Source organism: Cryobacterium sp. Sr8, assembly GCF_004403225.1.
Classification (GTDB): domain Bacteria; phylum Actinomycetota; class Actinomycetes; order Actinomycetales; family Microbacteriaceae; genus Cryobacterium; species Cryobacterium psychrotolerans.
Window position 1 is genome coordinate 154,122 of sequence record NZ_SOHO01000039.1, and the last position, 16,830, is coordinate 170,951.

Sequence of the window (16,830 nt, forward strand, 5' to 3'; positions counted from 1 at the left end):
TCCTATCCTCCCACAGGCTCCTCAGCCAAAGCGCCGCGCATCGCCTGCAAAACCTCGTCTTCCCGGGGCAGCGGATCGAACGGATCGCCGCTGACGAAGATGCGCACCTGGATGAGTGCCTGGTGCAACAGCATCCCGAGGCCCGAGCACACGGTGCCCCCCGCGGCCTGCCAGGACCGGGCCAGCGAGCTCGGCCACGGGGAGTAGCTCACGTCGAACAAGACGGCCCGGCTCCGAAGTTCCGCCGGGAACTCGGCCGCCAGCACCGGCCCGCCCGGCAGGGTGCTGATCACGAGGTCGCTCTGCCGCTCCGGGCTGCCGAGGCTGGTCAGGTTCGCCACCGTGACAGCCACGCCGACGCCGTGGCCCAGCTCGATGAGGGGACCGGCCTTGGACGGGGTGCGCACGACGACGTCGACGGATTCCGCGCCGAGCTCTGCGGCGGCCACGAGCGCAGAGGCCGCGGTCGCCCCCGCCCCCAGCAGGGTGACGTGGGTCGCGCGGGTGACGCCGGCGTCGGCCAGGGCTCGGACCAGCCCCGTGACATCCGTGTTGAACCCGGTCAGGCTGGGGCCGGCGTCCGAGCGGCCGAGGAGAACCGTGTTCGCCGCCCCGGTGAGGGTCGCCATCCGATCGAGGCCGGTCAGGAGCGGCATGACCTCCTGCTTGAGCGGCATGGTCAGGGACAGGCCGTGCCACTCCGCGCCGAGGCCGGCGAGGAAGTCATCGAGCTCCCCGGCGCGCACTTCGATGGCGTCATACTGCCAGTCGAGGCCCAGGGTGGCGTAGGCGGCCCGGTGGAGCGCCGGGGACTGGGAGTGCGCGATCGGAGATCCCAGCACGGCGAGGCGCTGCACGGGCCGGTTCGGCAGTTCGTTAGCCATACTCGGGGTGGTCCTTCATCCAGGCCAGCCATTTGGCGACGGCGACTTCGTGATCCTTGAGCGTGGACGAGAAGATCGTCTCGCCCGTGTCGAGGTTCCAGGACACGAAGTATAGCCAGGGCCCGTCGGCGGGGTGCAGGGCCGCGTCGATGGCCAGGTCCCCGGGGTTCGAGATCGGCCCGGCCGGGAGGCCCGGGTGCACATAGGTGTTGTACGGGTTGCTCGCGTCGGCGCGCTCGGCGTCCGTCGTGGTCGCCACGTCGGTGTTTCCCGTTCGGTACGTCACGGTCGCGTCTGACTGGAGCAGCCCGCTCGGCCACAGCTGGGGGTTGAGCCGGTTGTAGAAGACCCGCGAGACCTTGAAGTAGTCCTCGCGGAGCCCCGCCTCGCGCTGGATCAAAGCGGCCATGGTGATGGTCGTCCATCGCTTGTCCTCGGTCACCCCGGCATCGTCGAGAGCCTTGAACTGGCGGTCGACGAGGGTCTTGATGGCATCATGGGCGGTCACGCCGGGCGTGAAGTTGTAGGTCGCCGGGAAGAGGAATCCTTCCAGGCTGGTCGCCTCGGCGGGAAGTCCGAAGGAGGCGACACTCTTCGCCGCAGCCTCGATGTCGGCCAACGGAATTTCCGTGCCCTCGGAGAGCGATTGCAGGGCGACGGCAGCGGTGGTGCCCTCCGGGATGACGACGGTCTGCTCGAGCTTGTTCTTCTTGTCGAGCAGGGCGTCGAGCGCCGAGCGGGCGCTCATCTTCGCGGCCAGCTGGTACGCGCCCGGCTGGAATACGGGTGCGGGTGATTCGGCGAGCAGCAACTTGTAGAAGGCCTCGTAGCTCTTGACGACTCCGGCTTCCGCGAGGGTGCCGGCGACATCTCCCCCGGTGTCTCCATCGTGGATCATCACGACGAGCTTCTTCCCCCCGGAGCCCTCGTAGTCGGGCGGCCCCTGGGTCGCGGCGTACAGCTGGGACAGCGGTCCCTGCAGGGCGAACGCCCCGGCCGCCAGAAGCAGGACGAACACGAGCAGCACGCTCACGCAGCCCCAGGCTCCCCGGCGGCTCCTGATGCCCGGTCGCGGCCCGTTAGAGGGATCGGCCCGCCCCTCGGATCGCGGGACGCGACCGCGCGACGCCCGGGCGGCCCGGCGCGAACCGCCCGTTTCCCCGCCCGTTTCCCCGGCTGCCGCCCCGGATGCCGTACCGGGCGTCGAGCCCGCTGCCGAGCCGGCCTCGCCGCCCTGGTGCGTCTCCGTCGCACCGGTCAGGAGCTCTTCCCAGCCACCGGCCGGATCATCGCGCGGCGAACCATCGCCCGGCGTACCCTCGCTCGGCGTACGATCGGACTCCGGTGGGGTGTTCGACACGGTTTTTACGGCCTTTCGGGAGGGTCGGCGGTCGGCTCTCTCGGTGGATCCACGAGCGTGCCGGGGGGCCTGCCCGAGGCTCGCTCGGTGTCCAGAGCGTGTTGCAGAATTATAGTAGCGGCCACCTGATCGATCACCGGGCGGTGGGTTTTCGCCTTGCGCCCGGATGCGCGCAGCACCGTCTGGGCGGCGACGGTGGACAGCCGCTCGTCAACGAGCCGCACGGGCACCGGGAGCGCCCGCTCGAGGGCCTCCGCGAAGCCGACCGCGTCGCCCGTCGAAGCCGTCGTCCTCCCCGAAAGCGCCAGCGGGAGGCCGACAATGACCTCCACCGCCTCGAGTTCCGCGACAATCCCGCGAATCCGGGCGATATCGACGACGCCGGCGCTGTCGCGGTTCACCGTTTCGACGGGCGTCGCGAGCATGCCGTGGGCGTCGCTACGGGCGACTCCGATCCGGGCCGTTCCGACGTCGACACCGACCCGCACGCCGTGGCGCACGTCTTAGCGGGCCACAGCCGTGCGAACGGCGTCGAGTGCGCTGGGAACGGCGGAGACGTCCGTGCCGCCGCCCTGCGCGAGGTCGTCCTTGCCGCCGCCGCCGCCGCCGAGGATTCCGGCGACCTGCTTGGCCAGGGCACCGGCCTTGTGGCCGGCGTCGCGGGCGGCCTGGTTGGTCGCGACGATCACGACCGGCTTCTCACCGACCGTTGCGGCCAGCGCCACGACGGCCGGCTCGCTGCCGAGCCGCTCACGGGTGGCGGTGACGAGCATCCGCACGTCGTCGGCGGATGCCAGGGTGCCCAGGTTCTCGGCAACGAGCATGACCGACCCGGCCCGGGACGCCGTCGCCAGGAGGGCCGGAACGCGATCGGAGAGGGCGCGCGCCTCGTAGGCGGCGATCTTCTTCTCCGCCGCCTTGAGGTTCTGGAGCAGGTCGTTGATGCGCTCCGGGAGCGCCTCCTTGGGCGTTTTGAGGTTCGCGGTGAGCTGCGACACGATCGCGCGCTCTGCCGCCAGGTCGCGGAACGCTTCCAGGCCGACAAGCGACTCGACGCGCCGGTTCGTCGAACCGACGGAGGCCTCGCTGACCAGGTTGATCATGCCGATTTCCGCGCTCGTCGACACGTGGGTTCCGGCGCAGAGTTCGCGCGACCAGGGCCCGCCGATATCGACGACACGCACGCGGTCGCCGTACTTCTCGCTGAACAGGGCCATGGCGCCCAGGGCCTTGGCCTCGGTGAGATTCATTTCCCGGGTGACGACCTCGAGGTTGTCCCGGATGGCGTTGTTGGCGATCTCCTCGATCTCGCTGCGCGTCGCCGGCGAGAGCGCCTGGTTCCAGGAGAAGTCGAAGCGGAGGAACCCGGCCTTGTTGTACGAGCCGGACTGGTGCGCGTTCGGGCCGAGCACCTGGCGGAGGGCCGCATGGAGGATGTGCGTCCCGGAATGGGCCTGGCGTGCCCCGCGGCGCCAGTCGGCGTCGACCACGCTGGTCGCGCTGTCGCCCACCCCGACCTCGCCGCTTCGCACCTGCACCTTGTGGCTGATCAGTCCCGCCACCGGCTTCTGCACGTCGAGCACTTCGAGTTCGTAACCGGGGCCGACGATGAGGCCGGCGTCGGCCTCCTGGCCGCCGGATTCCGCGTAGAGCGAGGTCTCCGAGAGGATGACCTCGGCGATCTCCCCGGCGACGGCGTTCGTCACCGAGGCGCCCTCGACGATGAGGCCGAGGATGGACGACTCGGTCTGCAGGGTGTCGTAGCCGGTGAAGACCGTCGCGCCCTGGGCGCGGAACGCGCTGTAGACGGACAGGTCGGCCAGGGTGGTCTTCTTCGCTTTCGCGTCGGCCTTGGCCATGGCGCGCTGCTTGGACATCAGGGCGTCGAAGGCCTCGCGGTTGACGCTGAGCCCGGCTTCCTCCGCCATCTCGAGGGTCAGTTCGATCGGGAAGCCGTAGGTGTCGTGAAGCAGGAACGCGGTGTCCCCCGGCAGTTCGGCCCCGGCCGCCTTCTTCGTTTTGGCCACGGCGACATCCAGCACGGCGCTGCCGCTGGTCAGCGTGCGGAGGAACGTCTCCTCCTCGGCGTACGCGGCCTGGCTGATCCGGTCGTAGTCGGACTTGACCTCCGGGTAGGCGTCGCTCATCGCGTCGCGCGACGCGGGGAACAGCTCGGGGAAGGTCGCGCCCTCGACACCGAGGAGGCGCATCGCACGCACGGTGCGGCGCATCAGGCGGCGCAGGATGTACCCACGGCCTTCGTTGGACGGCATGACGCCGTCGCTCATCAGCATCAGCGAGGAGCGCACGTGGTCGGCCACGATGCGCATCCGCACGTCGTCCTCATGGTCGGCGCCGTAGGCACGCCGGGAGACCGCTGCGGCGCGGTCGAGGACCGGGCGGACCTGGTCGATCTCGTACATGTTCTCGACGCCCTGTTTGAGGAAGGCGACGCGCTCCAGGCCCATGCCGGTGTCGATGTTCTTCTTCGGCAGGTCGCCGAGGATTTCAAAGTCGTCCTTGCCTGAACCCTCCCCGCGCAGGTACTGCATGAAGACGAGGTTCCAGATCTCGACATACCGGTCGTCGTCGGTGGCCGGGCCGCCGCCGGCGCCGTAGGCGGGGCCGCGGTCGAAGAAAATCTCCGAACACGGACCGGCGGGCCCTGACTGGCCGGTCGACCAGTAGTTGGATTCCTTGCCGAGACGCTGGATGCGGTCGGCGGGCACGCCGATCGCCCGCCAGTAGCCGAAAGCCTCATCGTCGTCGAGGTAGATCGTGACCCAGAGGTCCTTCTCGAGGAAGCCGTAGCCGCCTGCCGACTCCGGCGTGGTGAGGAGCTCCCAGGCGTACTGGATCGCCTGCTCCTTGAAGTAGTCGCCGAACGAGAAGTTTCCGGCCATCTGGAAGAAGGTGCCGTGGCGAGGAGTCTTGCCGACCTCTTCGATGTCGTTGGTACGGATGCACTTCTGCACGCTGGTGGCCCGCGGGTAGGGCGGCGGCACCAGGCCGGTCAGGTACGGCACGAACGGGACCATGCCGGCCACGGTGAAGAGGAGGGTGGGGTCGTCGCTGACGAGGGACGCCGACGGCACGACCGTGTGTCCACGATCGGCGAAGAAGGCGAGCCAGCGCCCGCGAATTTCAGCAGTCTGCATGGGTTCCGTAGCTTGAAGAGAGGGCGAAAAGAGTGGAGGGGGTGCTGCCTACGGCTTCGTCACGCCGTCGAGGGCCTTGTCGACGGCCGTGTCGACGTCGCCGAGGGCGGCGCGCAGTTCGGCCTCCCGCTCGCGGTAGCCATCCGAAATGGCTTCACCGAACTCGCGGGCCTTCGCGTCGAGGTCGTTGAAGAACTGCTTGCCCTGCTGGGTCTTGTTCGCCTCGTGCGCGAGGACGAAACCGACTGCTACGCCAACGGCCAGCCAGATGACATTCTTCATTTCGGTACTCCCTGATGTGTGTTGCGACTGTTCGGCGACTCGCGGCGGAGACGCAACGATCTGAATCCAGCGTAGCGGTCTAGGCGCGCCGGCGGCGGGCGCCGCCGGGGCGGCCGGCCCGGAACGCCGCACGCACACCGGCCGAGAAGCCGGCCAGCTTGATCAGCGGGCCACCCACCGTTGACGCGAACAGGGCGACGAGGGCGGAGGCGTTGCCGGTGGCATCCGCGATATTGCTGGTGATGGTGTCGACCCTGGCAAGCTGCTGGTTCGTTTCCCGGATGGTCGTCGTGCCTTCCTGGAACAGGGGCGCGACCTCGCGGCTCAGCTCGCGGATGGCCAGGGTGGTCTCGTCGAAAACGCGCCCGAGCTTGACCAGCGGCAGGGCGAGGACGCCCACCAGGACCGCGAAAACTCCTGCGGCGATCAATCCGGCGATATCTCCACCTGACATTGACAACACCTTCCATTCCGGAATCGGCATGCATTGGTCGCGAAATACGCGAAGGGCGGGCCACCCACTGGGTGACCCGCCCTCAAGCGTAGTTCAGACGCGGCACCCCAGGGGGGTGCCCGGTGAGCTAGCGCGCTGCGTAGTACTCGACGACGAGCTGGACTTCACACGTCACGGGGATTTCGATGCGCTTGGGGCGACGCACGAGGCGGGCCTGCAGCTTGTCCAGTTCGACCTCGAGGTAGACCGGGAGCTTGGGGAGCAGGTCGACGTGGCCGCCGGCGGCTGCAACCTGGAACGGCTCCATGCCCTCGCTCTTGGGCTTGACGTGCATGAGCTGACCCGGCTTCACGCGGAAAGACGGACGGTCGACCAGCTGGCCGTCGACGAGGATGTGACGGTGCACGATCATCTGACGGGCCTGGGCGGTCGTGCGGGCGATGGCCGAGCGCACGAGGAGAGCGTCGAGACGGGTCTCGAGGATCTCGACCAGGTTCTCACCGGTCAGGCCCTGGGCGCGACGCGCTTCCTGGAAGGCGATCTTGAGCTGAGCCTCGCGGATGCCGTACTGGGCACGCAAGCGCTGCTTTTCGCGCAGGCGCACGGCGTAGTCCGAGTCGGTCTTGCGCTTGGTACGGCCGTGCTCGCCCGGAGCGTACGGACGCTTCTCGAGGTACTTGGCCGCCTTCGGGGTCAGGGCGATGCCCAGTGCACGAGAGAGGCGGGTCTTGCTGCGGGTACGTGACTTGGTAGACACGGGTTCCTTTCGATGGAGACTCAAACACAGGGAAGCCAGGGCGCACGCGCTACAAACACACGGGCGTCATGGGAGATCAGAGGGGTGGTGCCACGGGCCGCTCGGCTACAGAGCGAATCCCATCCAAACCGGAGTTGGGCGCAGCCGCACGCCAAAACCAGTTGTAGGCAGCCTTCAGACTAACACAGCGTCTACCCGCCGCGGATGATCCGGCGCAGCTTCGCGAGGCGCGACGAGACCTCGCGCTCATGGCCGTGTTCGGTGGGTTCGTAATAACGCACGGTCTTGAGCTCGTTCGGCGGATACTGCTGGGCGAGCACGCCGAGCGCGTCGTCGTGCGGGTACTTGTAGCCCTTGCCGTGGCCGAGTCGCTTGGCGCCCGGGTAGTGCCCGTCGCGCAGGTGCTTGGGCACCCGGCCGGTCTTGCCCGCCCGCACGTCGGCGATGGCGGCATCCAGCGCCAGGTAGGCGGCGTTGGACTTGGGGGCCGTCGCGAGGTGCACCACGGCCTGGGCGAGCGGAATCCTGCCCTCGGGCATGCCGATGTACTGCACGGCGTCCGCGGCGGCGATGGCGATCACGAGCGACTGCGGGTCCGCCATCCCGATGTCTTCCGAGGCGAGAACGATGATGCGCCGGCAGATGAAGCGCGGGTCTTCCCCGGCCTCGATCATGCGGGCCAGGTAGTGCAGCGACGCGTCGACGTCGGAGCCGCGCACCGACTTGATGAACGCGCTGATCACGTCGTAGTGCTCGTCGCCGTTGCGGTCGTAGCGGAGCAGCGCGCGGTCGACGGCGAGCGAGACGATCTCCGTGGTGATCACGGGCCTGGTGTCGGTGCCCTCATCGGTGGTCGTGGCTGCACTGGCCGTGGCTGCACTGGCCGTGGCTGCACTGGCCGTGGCGGCACTGGTCGTGGCGGCACTGGTTGTGGCGGCACTGGTTGTGGCGGCACTGGTTGTGGCGGCACTGACGGAAGCCGCCTCGAGCGCGGTGAGCGCGCGCCGGGCGTCTCCGGACGCGAGCCGGATGATCGCCGCGCGCGCCTCGCCGTCAAGCACGAACTTGTCGGCGAGACCCCGGGGATCCACGACGGCGCGGTCGACCACGATGGCGAGGTCGTCGTCGCTGAGCGTTTCGAGGGTCAGCAGGAGCGACCGGGACAGCAGCGGCGAGATGACCGAGAAGGAGGGATTCTCGGTGGTCGCCGCCACGAGGATGATCACCCCGTTCTCCACGCCCGGAAGCAGGGCATCCTGCTGGGCCTTGCTGAAACGGTGGATCTCGTCGAGGAAGAGCACCGTCGACAGCCCGTAAAGGTCGCGGCTGGTGCGTGCCTCCTCCATCACCTGGCGGACATCGCGCACACCGGCGGAAACGGCCGAGAGTTCGACGAAGCGGCGGCCGGAGCTGTGGGCGATGGCCTGGGCCAGGGTCGTCTTGCCCGTCCCGGGCGGGCCCCAGAGGATGACCGAAACCGAGCCCCGCTCCCCCGTCTTGTCACTGGCCAGGCTGACCAGCGGCGAGCCGGGGGTCAGCAGGTGCCGCTGACCGGCGACCTCGTCGAGGCTTTTCGGGCGCATCCGCACGGCGAGGGGGGTTGCGCCACTGCGCAGTCCCGGTTGGGCATCCGACATGACTCCAGCGTAGTTTGTGCCGCCGACCGCGGCTGCCCGGTCCCCGCGCGGCACTCTGCCCGCTTCCGCCGGGTTGCGTAGAATTCAAGCGGCGGCACCGCTGCCCCCTTTTTGCCTACCCGCCCGGTGGCGGCCCCTGGAGGATTGACGTGGTTCCGAGCACCAGGCAAGACCGTGTGTCCCGCGAGGCCAGGGCCAGGGCGCGCGCCTACCAGGCGCGGCAGGCCGTGCACGAACACCAGCAGAAGCGCCGGAAGCGCGACAACGTGCTCGCCTGGAGCGCGCTCGGCCTGGTGCTGATCCTCGCCGTGGGCGCGCAGCTGCTCTTCTTCACCGGCGGGCCGGGCACCCCGGCCCCGAGCGCGGGCGCGACGCCCACGCCCAGCTCGTCGGCCCCGGCGGGGGCGAACTCGGGCGACGTCCCGCCCAGCAGCCTGGCCGAGGGCCGCATCTGGACGGGCTCACTCACCCTCAACGACTCGGCTCTCGGTTTCGAACTCGACGGCAAACTGGCCCCGCAGGCCGTGTCGTCAACGGTCGACCTGGTCAGGACCGGCTTCTACGACGACGTTTCCTGCCACCGGCTCACCACCGGCGGCTTTTTCGTGCTGCAGTGCGGCGACCCCGACGGCACGGGCTCGGGCGGCCCCGGCTACAGCTACGGTCCGGTTGAGAATGCCCCGGCGGACGACGTGTACCCGGCGGGCACGATCGCCATGGCCCGCCAGGGCGGCAACGCGTACAGCATGGGCAGCCAGTTCTTCATCGTCTACGAGGACACGACCATCCCGGCCGACGCGGCCGGCGGATACACCGTGCTGGGCAAGATCACGAGCGGCCTCGATGAGTTGAAAGCAAAAATCACGGATGCCGGGACCAAGGACGGCAAAACGGACGGCGCGCCGAAGGTCCCGACCACGATCACGGCGATAACAGTTCAGTAGTTTCAGGCGAGCGACGCGCGGGCTTGCAATAGGCTGGGTGCAGTATTGCCCCGTTCGGGGCCACGCAACTACTCAGCACGCAACTATTCAGCAAGGTGAGGCTCTTGACTCCGACAGATCAGCAACCATGGGGTCGCGTAGACGAAACCGGCACGGTCTACGTGCGCGAAGCGGCGGGCGAACGCGCAGTCGGCCAGTACCCGGACGCAACCCCCGAAGAGGCCCTGGCCTACTTCGAACGCAAATACGTTGAACTGAACGGGCAGGTCACCCTGCTCGAACAGCGCGCCAAGGGTGGCGCGCCGGCCGCGGACATCGCCAAGACCGTCGCCAACCTGACCGCGACGGTGGCCACCGCCAACGCCGTCGGCAACCTCGCCGCCCTCGCCGAGCGGCTCGCCGCCCTCGGCGGCGCCGTGACCGAGCTCACCGAGCAGCAGAGCGCCGAGGCGAAGGCCGCGGCCGGAGCCGCGATCGCCGAACGCGCCGCGATCGTCGAAGAGGCCGAACGCCTCGCCGCCGAAGACCCGGCCAAGACGCAGTGGAAGCAGGCCAGCGCGGCGCTGGACGAGCTGTTCACCAAGTGGCAGGCCCACCAGCACGACGCGCCCCGCATCCCCAAGGGCGAGGCCAACGAACTGTGGAAGCGATTCCGCGCGGCCCGCACCACCATCGAGCAGAACCGCAAGGCGTTCTTCGCCGACCTCGACAGCGCCCACAAGGACGTCCGCAACCGCAAGCAGCAGCTGATCGAGAAGGCCGAGGCGCTCGCGCCCAAGGGCGCCGACGGCATCCCGGCCTACCGGGGCCTGCTGGAGGACTGGAAGAACGCGGGCCGCTCCGGCAAGAAGCAGGACGACGCCATGTGGGCCAAGTTCAAGGCGGCCGGTGACGTGCTGTACGGCGCCAAGGGCGAAATCGACGCCCAGGACAATGAGGAATTCGCCGGCAACCTCACCACGAAGCTCGAACTCCTGACCGAGGCCGAGGCGCTCCTGACCGAAACCGACCGCACCAGGGCGCGCGAGACGCTCACGTCGATCCAGCGTCGCTGGGACGCCATCGGCAAGGTTCCCCGCGACCAGGTCAAGGTCGTCGACGAGCGCCTGCGCAAGGTGGAAGCCGCCGTGCGCAAGCTCGACGACGAGCACTGGAAGCGCAACAACCCCGAGACGAAGGCACGCGCCGAAGGCCTCGCCGGCCAGTTGAACGACGCCATCGCGAAGCTCGAAGCCGAGCTCGCCACGGCGCAGGAGAGCAAGGACGCCCAGGCGATCGCCGAGGCCACGGAGGCGCTCGAAACCCGCAAGGCGTGGCTGAAGGCCATCGGCCAGTAGTATCCACGCTGTCGAGTCCGGTGATCTGTCCACAGATCACCGGAACCGTCGGTTAACGGCACCGCCGGCCCGCACTCTGGTCGGATGACCGGCATCCTTGCCCCGGTGCTCACGCCCGATGACCTTCCCCTCGCCGAACTGTGCGGCGCCCGTCTCGACGGCGAGGTCTACGCCCTCGGCGATTCCTGGTGCCCGGTCGACGAAGCGGACGGGCCCGTCGTCCGCGCCCTCGCCGCCGGCCTGCTCGTCCCCGGCCGGGCGATCGCCGAGCGGATGACCGCCGCCTGGGTCTATGGCCTCGCGCCCGAGCCGCACCGGCACCACTTCTGCGTCGATCTCGGCGCCCGCACCCACGTGCCGCCGTCACCGCGCCTTCAGCTGCGAGAGGTGCGCTGCCGGCCGGAAGAGACCCTGGTGATCGCCGGGCTGCGGGTGACGACTCCCCTGCGCACGGTCATCGACCTGGCCCGGTCGCCCGGCCCCGACGTGTCGCGTCGCGACTGGTCCGACCCCGACGCCACCGGCCCAGTCTCGTCCGGCACCGACTCGGAACGGGCGCTCGTCGCGCTGCTGGCGGCACTCCTCCGGCTCGGCGGTTTCGCCGACGCCCACGCCGCGGAGCAGCTTTGCCGGCGCCAGAACCTGCCGCATAAGGTGATCGCGCTGGCGAGGCTGGAACGCGCCTCACAGCTGCTCGCCGCCGCGGCCGGCGAACGCGGCCCTCGAGTCTCGGCCCTGAGTTGACCCGTTGCGGTCGAGTTTGACTGGCACACCAGCCAACCTCGACCGGAACCGTCAAGGTCGGCGCGGGGCGAACGGGCAGAGGGGAACGGACGGACTAGCCGTCACTGACGCGGTACACGTCGTACACGGTGTCGATCCGGCGCACCGCGTTCAGCACCCGGTCCAGGTGGGTCACATCGCCCATCTCGAAGACGAACCGGCTGAGGGCCAGCCGGTCGCTCGAGGTGTTGACCGTGGCGGAGAGGATGTTGACGTGGTGCTCGGACAGCACCCGCGTCACGTCCGAGAGGAGGCCGGACCGGTCGAGTGCTTCGATCTGGATGTGCACGAGGAAGAGGCTCTTGGAGGTGGGCGCCCATTCCACGTCGATCATGCGCTCGGGCTCCTTGAGCAGCGAGTGCACGTTGTGGCACGCGGCCTGGTGCACCGACACCCCGGACCCGCGGGTGATGAAGCCGACGATCTTGTCACCCGGAACCGGGGTGCAGCAGCGGGCGAGCTTGACGAGGATGTCCGGGGCGCCCCGAACGAGCACCCCGGAGTCGCTGTTGCGCAGGGTCTGCGTGCGGCCGCGAGGGGCGACGGGGAGGTCGGTGCTGTCGCTTTCTTCGACGCTTTGCAGCGAAGCCACGACCTTCTCGAGCACCGACTGGGTCGAGACATGGCCCTCGCCGACGGCGGCATACAGCGCAGAGACGTCCTCGTACTTCATCATCGCCGCGACTTCGGCGAAGGAATCCTGGTTCATCAGCTTCTGCAGCGGCAGGTTCTGCTTGCGCATCGCCCGGGCGATCGAGTCGCGACCCTGTTCGATGGCCTCATCGCGGCGTTCCTTGGTGAACCACTGCCGGATCTTGTTCCGCGCCCGGGGGCTCTTGACGAAGTTCAGCCAGTCCTTGCTGGGGCCGGAGTCGGGGTTCTTCGACGTGAACACCTCGACCACGTCGCCGGTCTCGAGGGTGCTCTCCAGCGGCACGAGCCGACCGTTGACCTTGGAACCCATGGTGCGGTGACCGACCTCGGTGTGCACGGCATAGGCGAAGTCGACCGGGGTCGCGCCGGCCGGCAGGCCGATGACGCGACCCTTCGGCGTGAACACGTACACCTCTTTGGCGCCGATCTCGAACCGGAGGGAGTCCAGGAACTCGCCGGGGTCTGCGGTCTCGGCCTGCCAGTCGGAGATGTGCGCCAGCCAGGCCATGTCGGTGTCGCTCTGCGGGCCGGGCCCGGTGCTCTTGCCGGTGGTCTGGTCCTTGTACTTCCAGTGCGCCGCGACGCCGAATTCGGCGCGCTGGTGCATCTCCTGGGTGCGGATCTGGATCTCGACCGGGCGACCGTTCGGCCCCAGGACCGTCGTGTGCAGCGACTGGTAGAGGTTGAACTTGGGCGTGGCTATGTAGTCCTTGAAGCGGCCGGGCAGCGGCGTCCACCTCGCGTGGATCGCACCCAGCACGGCGTAGCAGTCGCGCACCGAGTTAACGAGCACACGGATGCCCACCAGATCGTAGATCTCGTCGAACTCGCGGCCGCGCACGACCATTTTCTGGTAGATCGAGTAGTACTGCTTCGGGCGCCCGGCGACCTTGCCGCGGATCCGCGCCGCCTTGAGGTCGTCGTTGATCGACTCGATGATTTGCTGGACGAATTCCTCACGCTGCGGCGTGCGCTGTTTGACCAGGCTCTCGATCTCCGCGTAGAGCTTGGGGTAGAGCACGGCGAAGGAGAGGTCTTCGAGCTCCCACTTGATCGTCTGGATGCCCAGGCGGTGAGCCAGCGGCGCGTAGATCTCGAGCGTCTCCGTCGCCTTCCGCGTGGCGGATTCGGCCGGCACGAAGCCCCAGGTGCGCGCGTTGTGCAGGCGGTCGGCGAGTTTGATGATCAGCACGCGGATGTCCTTGGACATCGCGACGATCATCTTGCGCACCGTCTCGGCCTGCGTACTGTCGCCGTACTTGACCTTGTCGAGCTTGGTGACGCCGTCGACAAGCATCGCGATCTCGTCGCCGAAGTCGACCCTCAGGGCATCGAGCGTGTAGGCGGTGTCCTCGACGGTGTCGTGCAGCACCGCGGCGGCAATCGTCTTCGGCCCGATGCCGAGGTCGGCCAGGATCTGGGCGACGGCCACCGGGTGGGTGATGTACGGTTCCCCACTCCGGCGAACCTGGCCCTCGTGGGCACGTTCGGCAGCGGTGTACGCACGCTCGATCACACCGAGATCGGCCTTGGGATGATGCATCCGCACGGTCTTCAGCAGGGTGTCGACGGCCCCGACCGGCTGGGCGCGGGAAAAGATGCGCGGCACCAGGCGGCGCAGTGAAGCGGTGGATGGCGTTGTTGTCTCCGTCATCGCTTCACCTCACTCTCCTCGGCCTATTATCGCTGATCCAGCCGACAACATCGCCCGGGGTGCCCTCCGGCCATGAACGGCGACCGGACGAGGCGGTTGGCCTCCGGCTCGCCCGGCGAGGAATGCACCTCGGCCTACGCGTCCGGAGACCCGATCATACGGTCAGGTTCTCCTGCTTCGGCGCGGCGACGCCCGCCTTGGCGCGGAGAGCGAGCGCCTTCTTGTCGCGCTTGCGAACCTCCGGCTCCGCGGTACGGAGCTGGGCGTAGAGCGGAGCGGCAACGAAGATCGTCGAGTACGTGCCGACGAAGATGCCGATCAGGAGCGCCAGGGCGATGTCGCGCAGGGTTCCGGCCCCGAGGACGAAGGCGCCGATGAACAGGATGGACGCAACCGGGAGCATGGCCACGACCGAGGTGTTGATCGAGCGCACCAGGGTCTGGTTCACGGCCAGGTTGACCGACTCCGCGAAAGTGCGGCGGGATTCGGGTCCGTCCTCCGAGGTGTTCTCCCTGATCTTGTCGAAGACCACCACGGTGTCGTACAGCGAGTAACCCAGGATCGTGAGGAAGCCGATGACGGCCGCCGGCGTGATCTCGAAGCCGGTCAGGCCGTAGAAGCCGGCCGTGAGGATGAGGTCGTGCAGCAGGGCGACCATGGCGGCCAGGGACATCTTCCAGGTTCGGAAGTACAGCGCCATGACGACGGAAGCGAGCACGAGGAACACCAGCAGGCCGCGGAGCGCCTGGCCGGTGATGTCCGCGCCCCACGACGGGCCGATGAAGGACGATGTCACCTGGGTCTCCGGGACCCCGTAGGCCTCGGCCAGCGCAGCGCGCACCTCGCGGGACGCCCCAGGCTCCAGCTGATCCGTCTGCACCCGGACGCCCGAGTTGCTGACCGAAGAGATCTTCGGCACGGCCGCCGGGTCCACGCTGGCGACGGCTTCGGCTGCCGGGGCCTGGTCCTGCGTCGTGGCGTCGGACACGACGAACTCGGAACCGCCCGTGAACTCGATGCCGAAGACGAAGCCGCCGCGCAGCAGCGGTCCGACGACAGCGATGAGAATCATCACCGCGGCGATCAGGTACCAGAGCTTGCGGCGGCCGACGATGTCGAAGGAACGCTTGCCGGTGTAGAGGTCGTTGCCGAACTGGGCAAAGCTGGCCATTAGGAATCCTTCCCGTCGGTCGACCGATTCGTGCTGGAACCGACCTTTTCTGTCGCCTTGCGTTCGGCGATGGTCTGGCGTTTCGCGGCCTCACGGCTCGACGCGGCCGACTTCGAGGAGGCAACCTGCGGGGCGGGCAAGAACTTGGCCCGGCCCCGATAGACGGCACCCAGGGCCCGCGGGTCGAGCCCGCTGAACCGGTGGCCCTCGGCGAAGAATCTCGTCCGTGCGAGGAGCTGCAGCATCGGGTGCGTGAACAGCATGACCACGATGAGGTCGACGATGGTGGTGAGGCCGAGGGTGAACGCGAATCCGCGCACGTTGCCGACGGCGAGGATGAACAGGACCGCCGCGGCGAGGAAGTTGACCGCGTCTGAGGCGATGATCGTGCGGATGGCCCGCCTCCAGCCGGTCTCGACCGCGGATTCGAGTCCACGACCGTCCCGCAGCTCGTCCCGAACACGTTCGAAGTACACGATGAACGAGTCGGCGGTGATACCGATTGCCACGATCAACCCCGCGACACCGGCGAGCGACAATCGGTAGCCTTCCCGCCAGGACAGGATCGTGATCAGAAGGTAGGTGATCACCGCGGCGACGACGAGTGACGCGACGGTGACGAGCCCGAGCAGCCGGTATTGCGCGATCGAGTACAGCACGACCAGGACGAGCCCGATCAGGCCGGCGATCAGACCGCTGGTCAGCTGGGCCGTTCCGAGAGTCGCGGAAATCGTGTCCTGGCTCTGCACGGCGAAGCTCAGCGGCAGCGCGCCGAATTTGAGCTGGTCGGCCAGTGACTTGGACGTCACCTGGGTGAAGTTTCCGGTGATCTGCGGCTTGCCGTCGGTGATCACCGCGAGCGTGCGCGGCGCGGAGATGACCGAGCCGTCGAGCACGATCGCGAACTGGTTCTGCACACCCTGCAGCCCGCTCAGGCGGGTCGTGACGGTCGCGAAGTCCTTGGTGCCTGCGGCGTCGAAGACCATGTTCACGGCCCACTCGCCGGTGGTGGCTCCGGACTGTGTGGTCACCTGGCCGTTGGTCGCGTCCGCAATGTTGGAACCGCTGACTTCGACCGGGCCGAGCACGTACTTGACGGAGCCATCGGCCTCACAGGTGACGAGCGGCTTGTCGGCCGGGGCGACGACGGCGTTGTCGATCTTGCTGCAGTCGAAAGCGTCGTACTGCGCCTTGAGCGCCGGGGTGACGTAGTTGAGGTCGCTGGCGTTGGTGGGCTTGACGCTGGGCGTGCTCGGGAGGCTGCCCGGGTCGACGCTGGGCGTCGGAGTGGCAGTCGCCGCAGCGCCGTCCCCGCCGACGCTGTCTCCGGAGGGAGCCCCGGCCAGGAGCACCGGCCTGAACTCGAGCTTGGCCGAGGATTCGATCCGGTTGATCGTCGCGTCATCGGGAGTGCCCGGGATCGACACGACAATGTTCTTGCCACCCTGGGTGTTGATCTCCGACTCGGACACACCGGCGGAGTTGATACGCTCCCGGATGATCGACACGGCCTGGTTCAGCTGCTCGGGCGAGACGGACTGGCCCGACTCGAGCTTGGGAGCCAGGATGATCTGCGTGCCGCCCTCGAGGTCGAGCGCAAGCTTGGGCGCCCAGGAACCGCTCCCGCCCATGACACCGGCCGCATTGAGGGCGAACAGGCCGACGATAATCACGCCTAACCAGGACAGGGAACGCCAGGCCTTCTTGACCGGGGTCGACTTTGCCACCTGTGAACTCAGCTTTCTATGCTCGTGC

The 16,830-nt window shown here is 68.3% G+C and carries 14 protein-coding genes; 3 read left to right on the forward strand and 11 right to left on the reverse strand.

From position 1 onward, the window contains the following. Window positions 1–2: 2 nt before the first annotated feature. The 8 genes from E3T54_RS07165 to E3T54_RS07200 form a co-directional block, all read right to left on the reverse strand. Window positions 3–884 (reverse strand): shikimate dehydrogenase, encoded by an 882-nt coding sequence (locus E3T54_RS07165; RefSeq protein ID WP_134475125.1) that lies wholly within the window; start codon window positions 882–884, stop codon window positions 3–5. Beyond that, entirely contained in the window at window positions 877–1,917 is a 1,041-nt protein-coding gene (mltG, locus tag E3T54_RS07170) for an endolytic transglycosylase MltG (protein WP_241977102.1), read from the reverse strand. The genes E3T54_RS07165 and mltG overlap by 8 nt, the downstream gene beginning before the upstream one ends. 332 nt (window positions 1,918–2,249) lie before the next feature. Continuing rightward, window positions 2,250–2,744, reverse strand: a complete 495-nt coding sequence (gene ruvX, locus E3T54_RS07175) for a Holliday junction resolvase RuvX (protein ID WP_174844399.1) — start codon at window positions 2,742–2,744, stop codon at window positions 2,250–2,252. Window positions 2,745–2,747: 3 nt separating this feature from the next. Beyond that, the gene (alaS, locus tag E3T54_RS07180; protein ID WP_134475127.1) at window positions 2,748–5,402 is read right to left on the reverse strand and encodes an alanine--tRNA ligase; all 2,655 of its coding nucleotides are present in this window, start codon (window positions 5,400–5,402) and stop codon (window positions 2,748–2,750) included. 48 nt (window positions 5,403–5,450) lie between these two features. Next, window positions 5,451–5,684, reverse strand: coding sequence for a hypothetical protein (locus E3T54_RS07185; protein ID WP_092322064.1), 234 nt, complete (start codon window positions 5,682–5,684; stop codon window positions 5,451–5,453). 79 nt (window positions 5,685–5,763) lie between these two features. Beyond that, entirely contained in the window at window positions 5,764–6,138 is a 375-nt protein-coding gene (locus tag E3T54_RS07190) for a DUF948 domain-containing protein (protein ID WP_134475128.1), read from the reverse strand. A 127-nt stretch (window positions 6,139–6,265) separates the two neighbouring features. Beyond that, window positions 6,266–6,895, reverse strand: coding sequence for a 30S ribosomal protein S4 (rpsD, locus tag E3T54_RS07195; protein ID WP_092322067.1), 630 nt, complete (start codon window positions 6,893–6,895; stop codon window positions 6,266–6,268). Between the two features lie 191 nt (window positions 6,896–7,086). Next, complete coding sequence (locus E3T54_RS07200; RefSeq protein WP_134475129.1) at window positions 7,087–8,532, reverse strand: replication-associated recombination protein A; 1,446 nt, start codon at window positions 8,530–8,532, stop codon at window positions 7,087–7,089. Window positions 8,533–8,681: 149 nt separating this feature from the next. On the opposite strand from E3T54_RS07200, the gene E3T54_RS07205 reads away from it, so the two are divergent. The 3 genes from E3T54_RS07205 to E3T54_RS07215 all read left to right on the forward strand — a co-directional run bounded on the left by E3T54_RS07205 (window position 8,682) and on the right by E3T54_RS07215 (window position 11,557). Beyond that, window positions 8,682–9,476 carry a peptidylprolyl isomerase gene (locus E3T54_RS07205; RefSeq protein ID WP_134475130.1) on the forward strand — a complete coding sequence of 265 codons (795 nt, stop codon included), beginning with the start codon at window positions 8,682–8,684 and terminating at the stop codon, window positions 9,474–9,476. Between the two features lie 104 nt (window positions 9,477–9,580). Further along, window positions 9,581–10,813: a DUF349 domain-containing protein gene (locus E3T54_RS07210; RefSeq protein ID WP_134475131.1), complete on the forward strand. Its 1,233-nt coding sequence runs from the start codon at window positions 9,581–9,583 to the stop codon at window positions 10,811–10,813. A gap of 84 nt (window positions 10,814–10,897) precedes the next feature. Next, complete coding sequence (locus E3T54_RS07215; protein ID WP_134475132.1) at window positions 10,898–11,557, forward strand: hypothetical protein; 660 nt, start codon at window positions 10,898–10,900, stop codon at window positions 11,555–11,557. 94 nt (window positions 11,558–11,651) lie between these two features. Here the strand turns inward: E3T54_RS07215 and E3T54_RS07220 are convergent, their stop codons facing one another. From E3T54_RS07220 to secD, 3 genes are all read right to left on the reverse strand, one after another. After that, the gene (locus E3T54_RS07220; protein WP_092322074.1) at window positions 11,652–13,904 is read right to left on the reverse strand and encodes a bifunctional (p)ppGpp synthetase/guanosine-3',5'-bis(diphosphate) 3'-pyrophosphohydrolase; all 2,253 of its coding nucleotides are present in this window, start codon (window positions 13,902–13,904) and stop codon (window positions 11,652–11,654) included. A gap of 154 nt (window positions 13,905–14,058) precedes the next feature. After that, window positions 14,059–15,075, reverse strand: a complete 1,017-nt coding sequence (secF, locus tag E3T54_RS07225; RefSeq protein ID WP_134475133.1) for a protein translocase subunit SecF — start codon at window positions 15,073–15,075, stop codon at window positions 14,059–14,061. Beyond that, a complete protein-coding gene (gene secD, locus E3T54_RS07230; RefSeq protein ID WP_134475134.1) occupies window positions 15,075–16,802 on the reverse strand; it encodes a protein translocase subunit SecD in 1,728 nt (575 codons plus the stop codon). Before secD ends, secF begins: the two co-directional genes overlap by 1 nt. Window positions 16,803–16,830 lie beyond the last annotated feature (28 nt).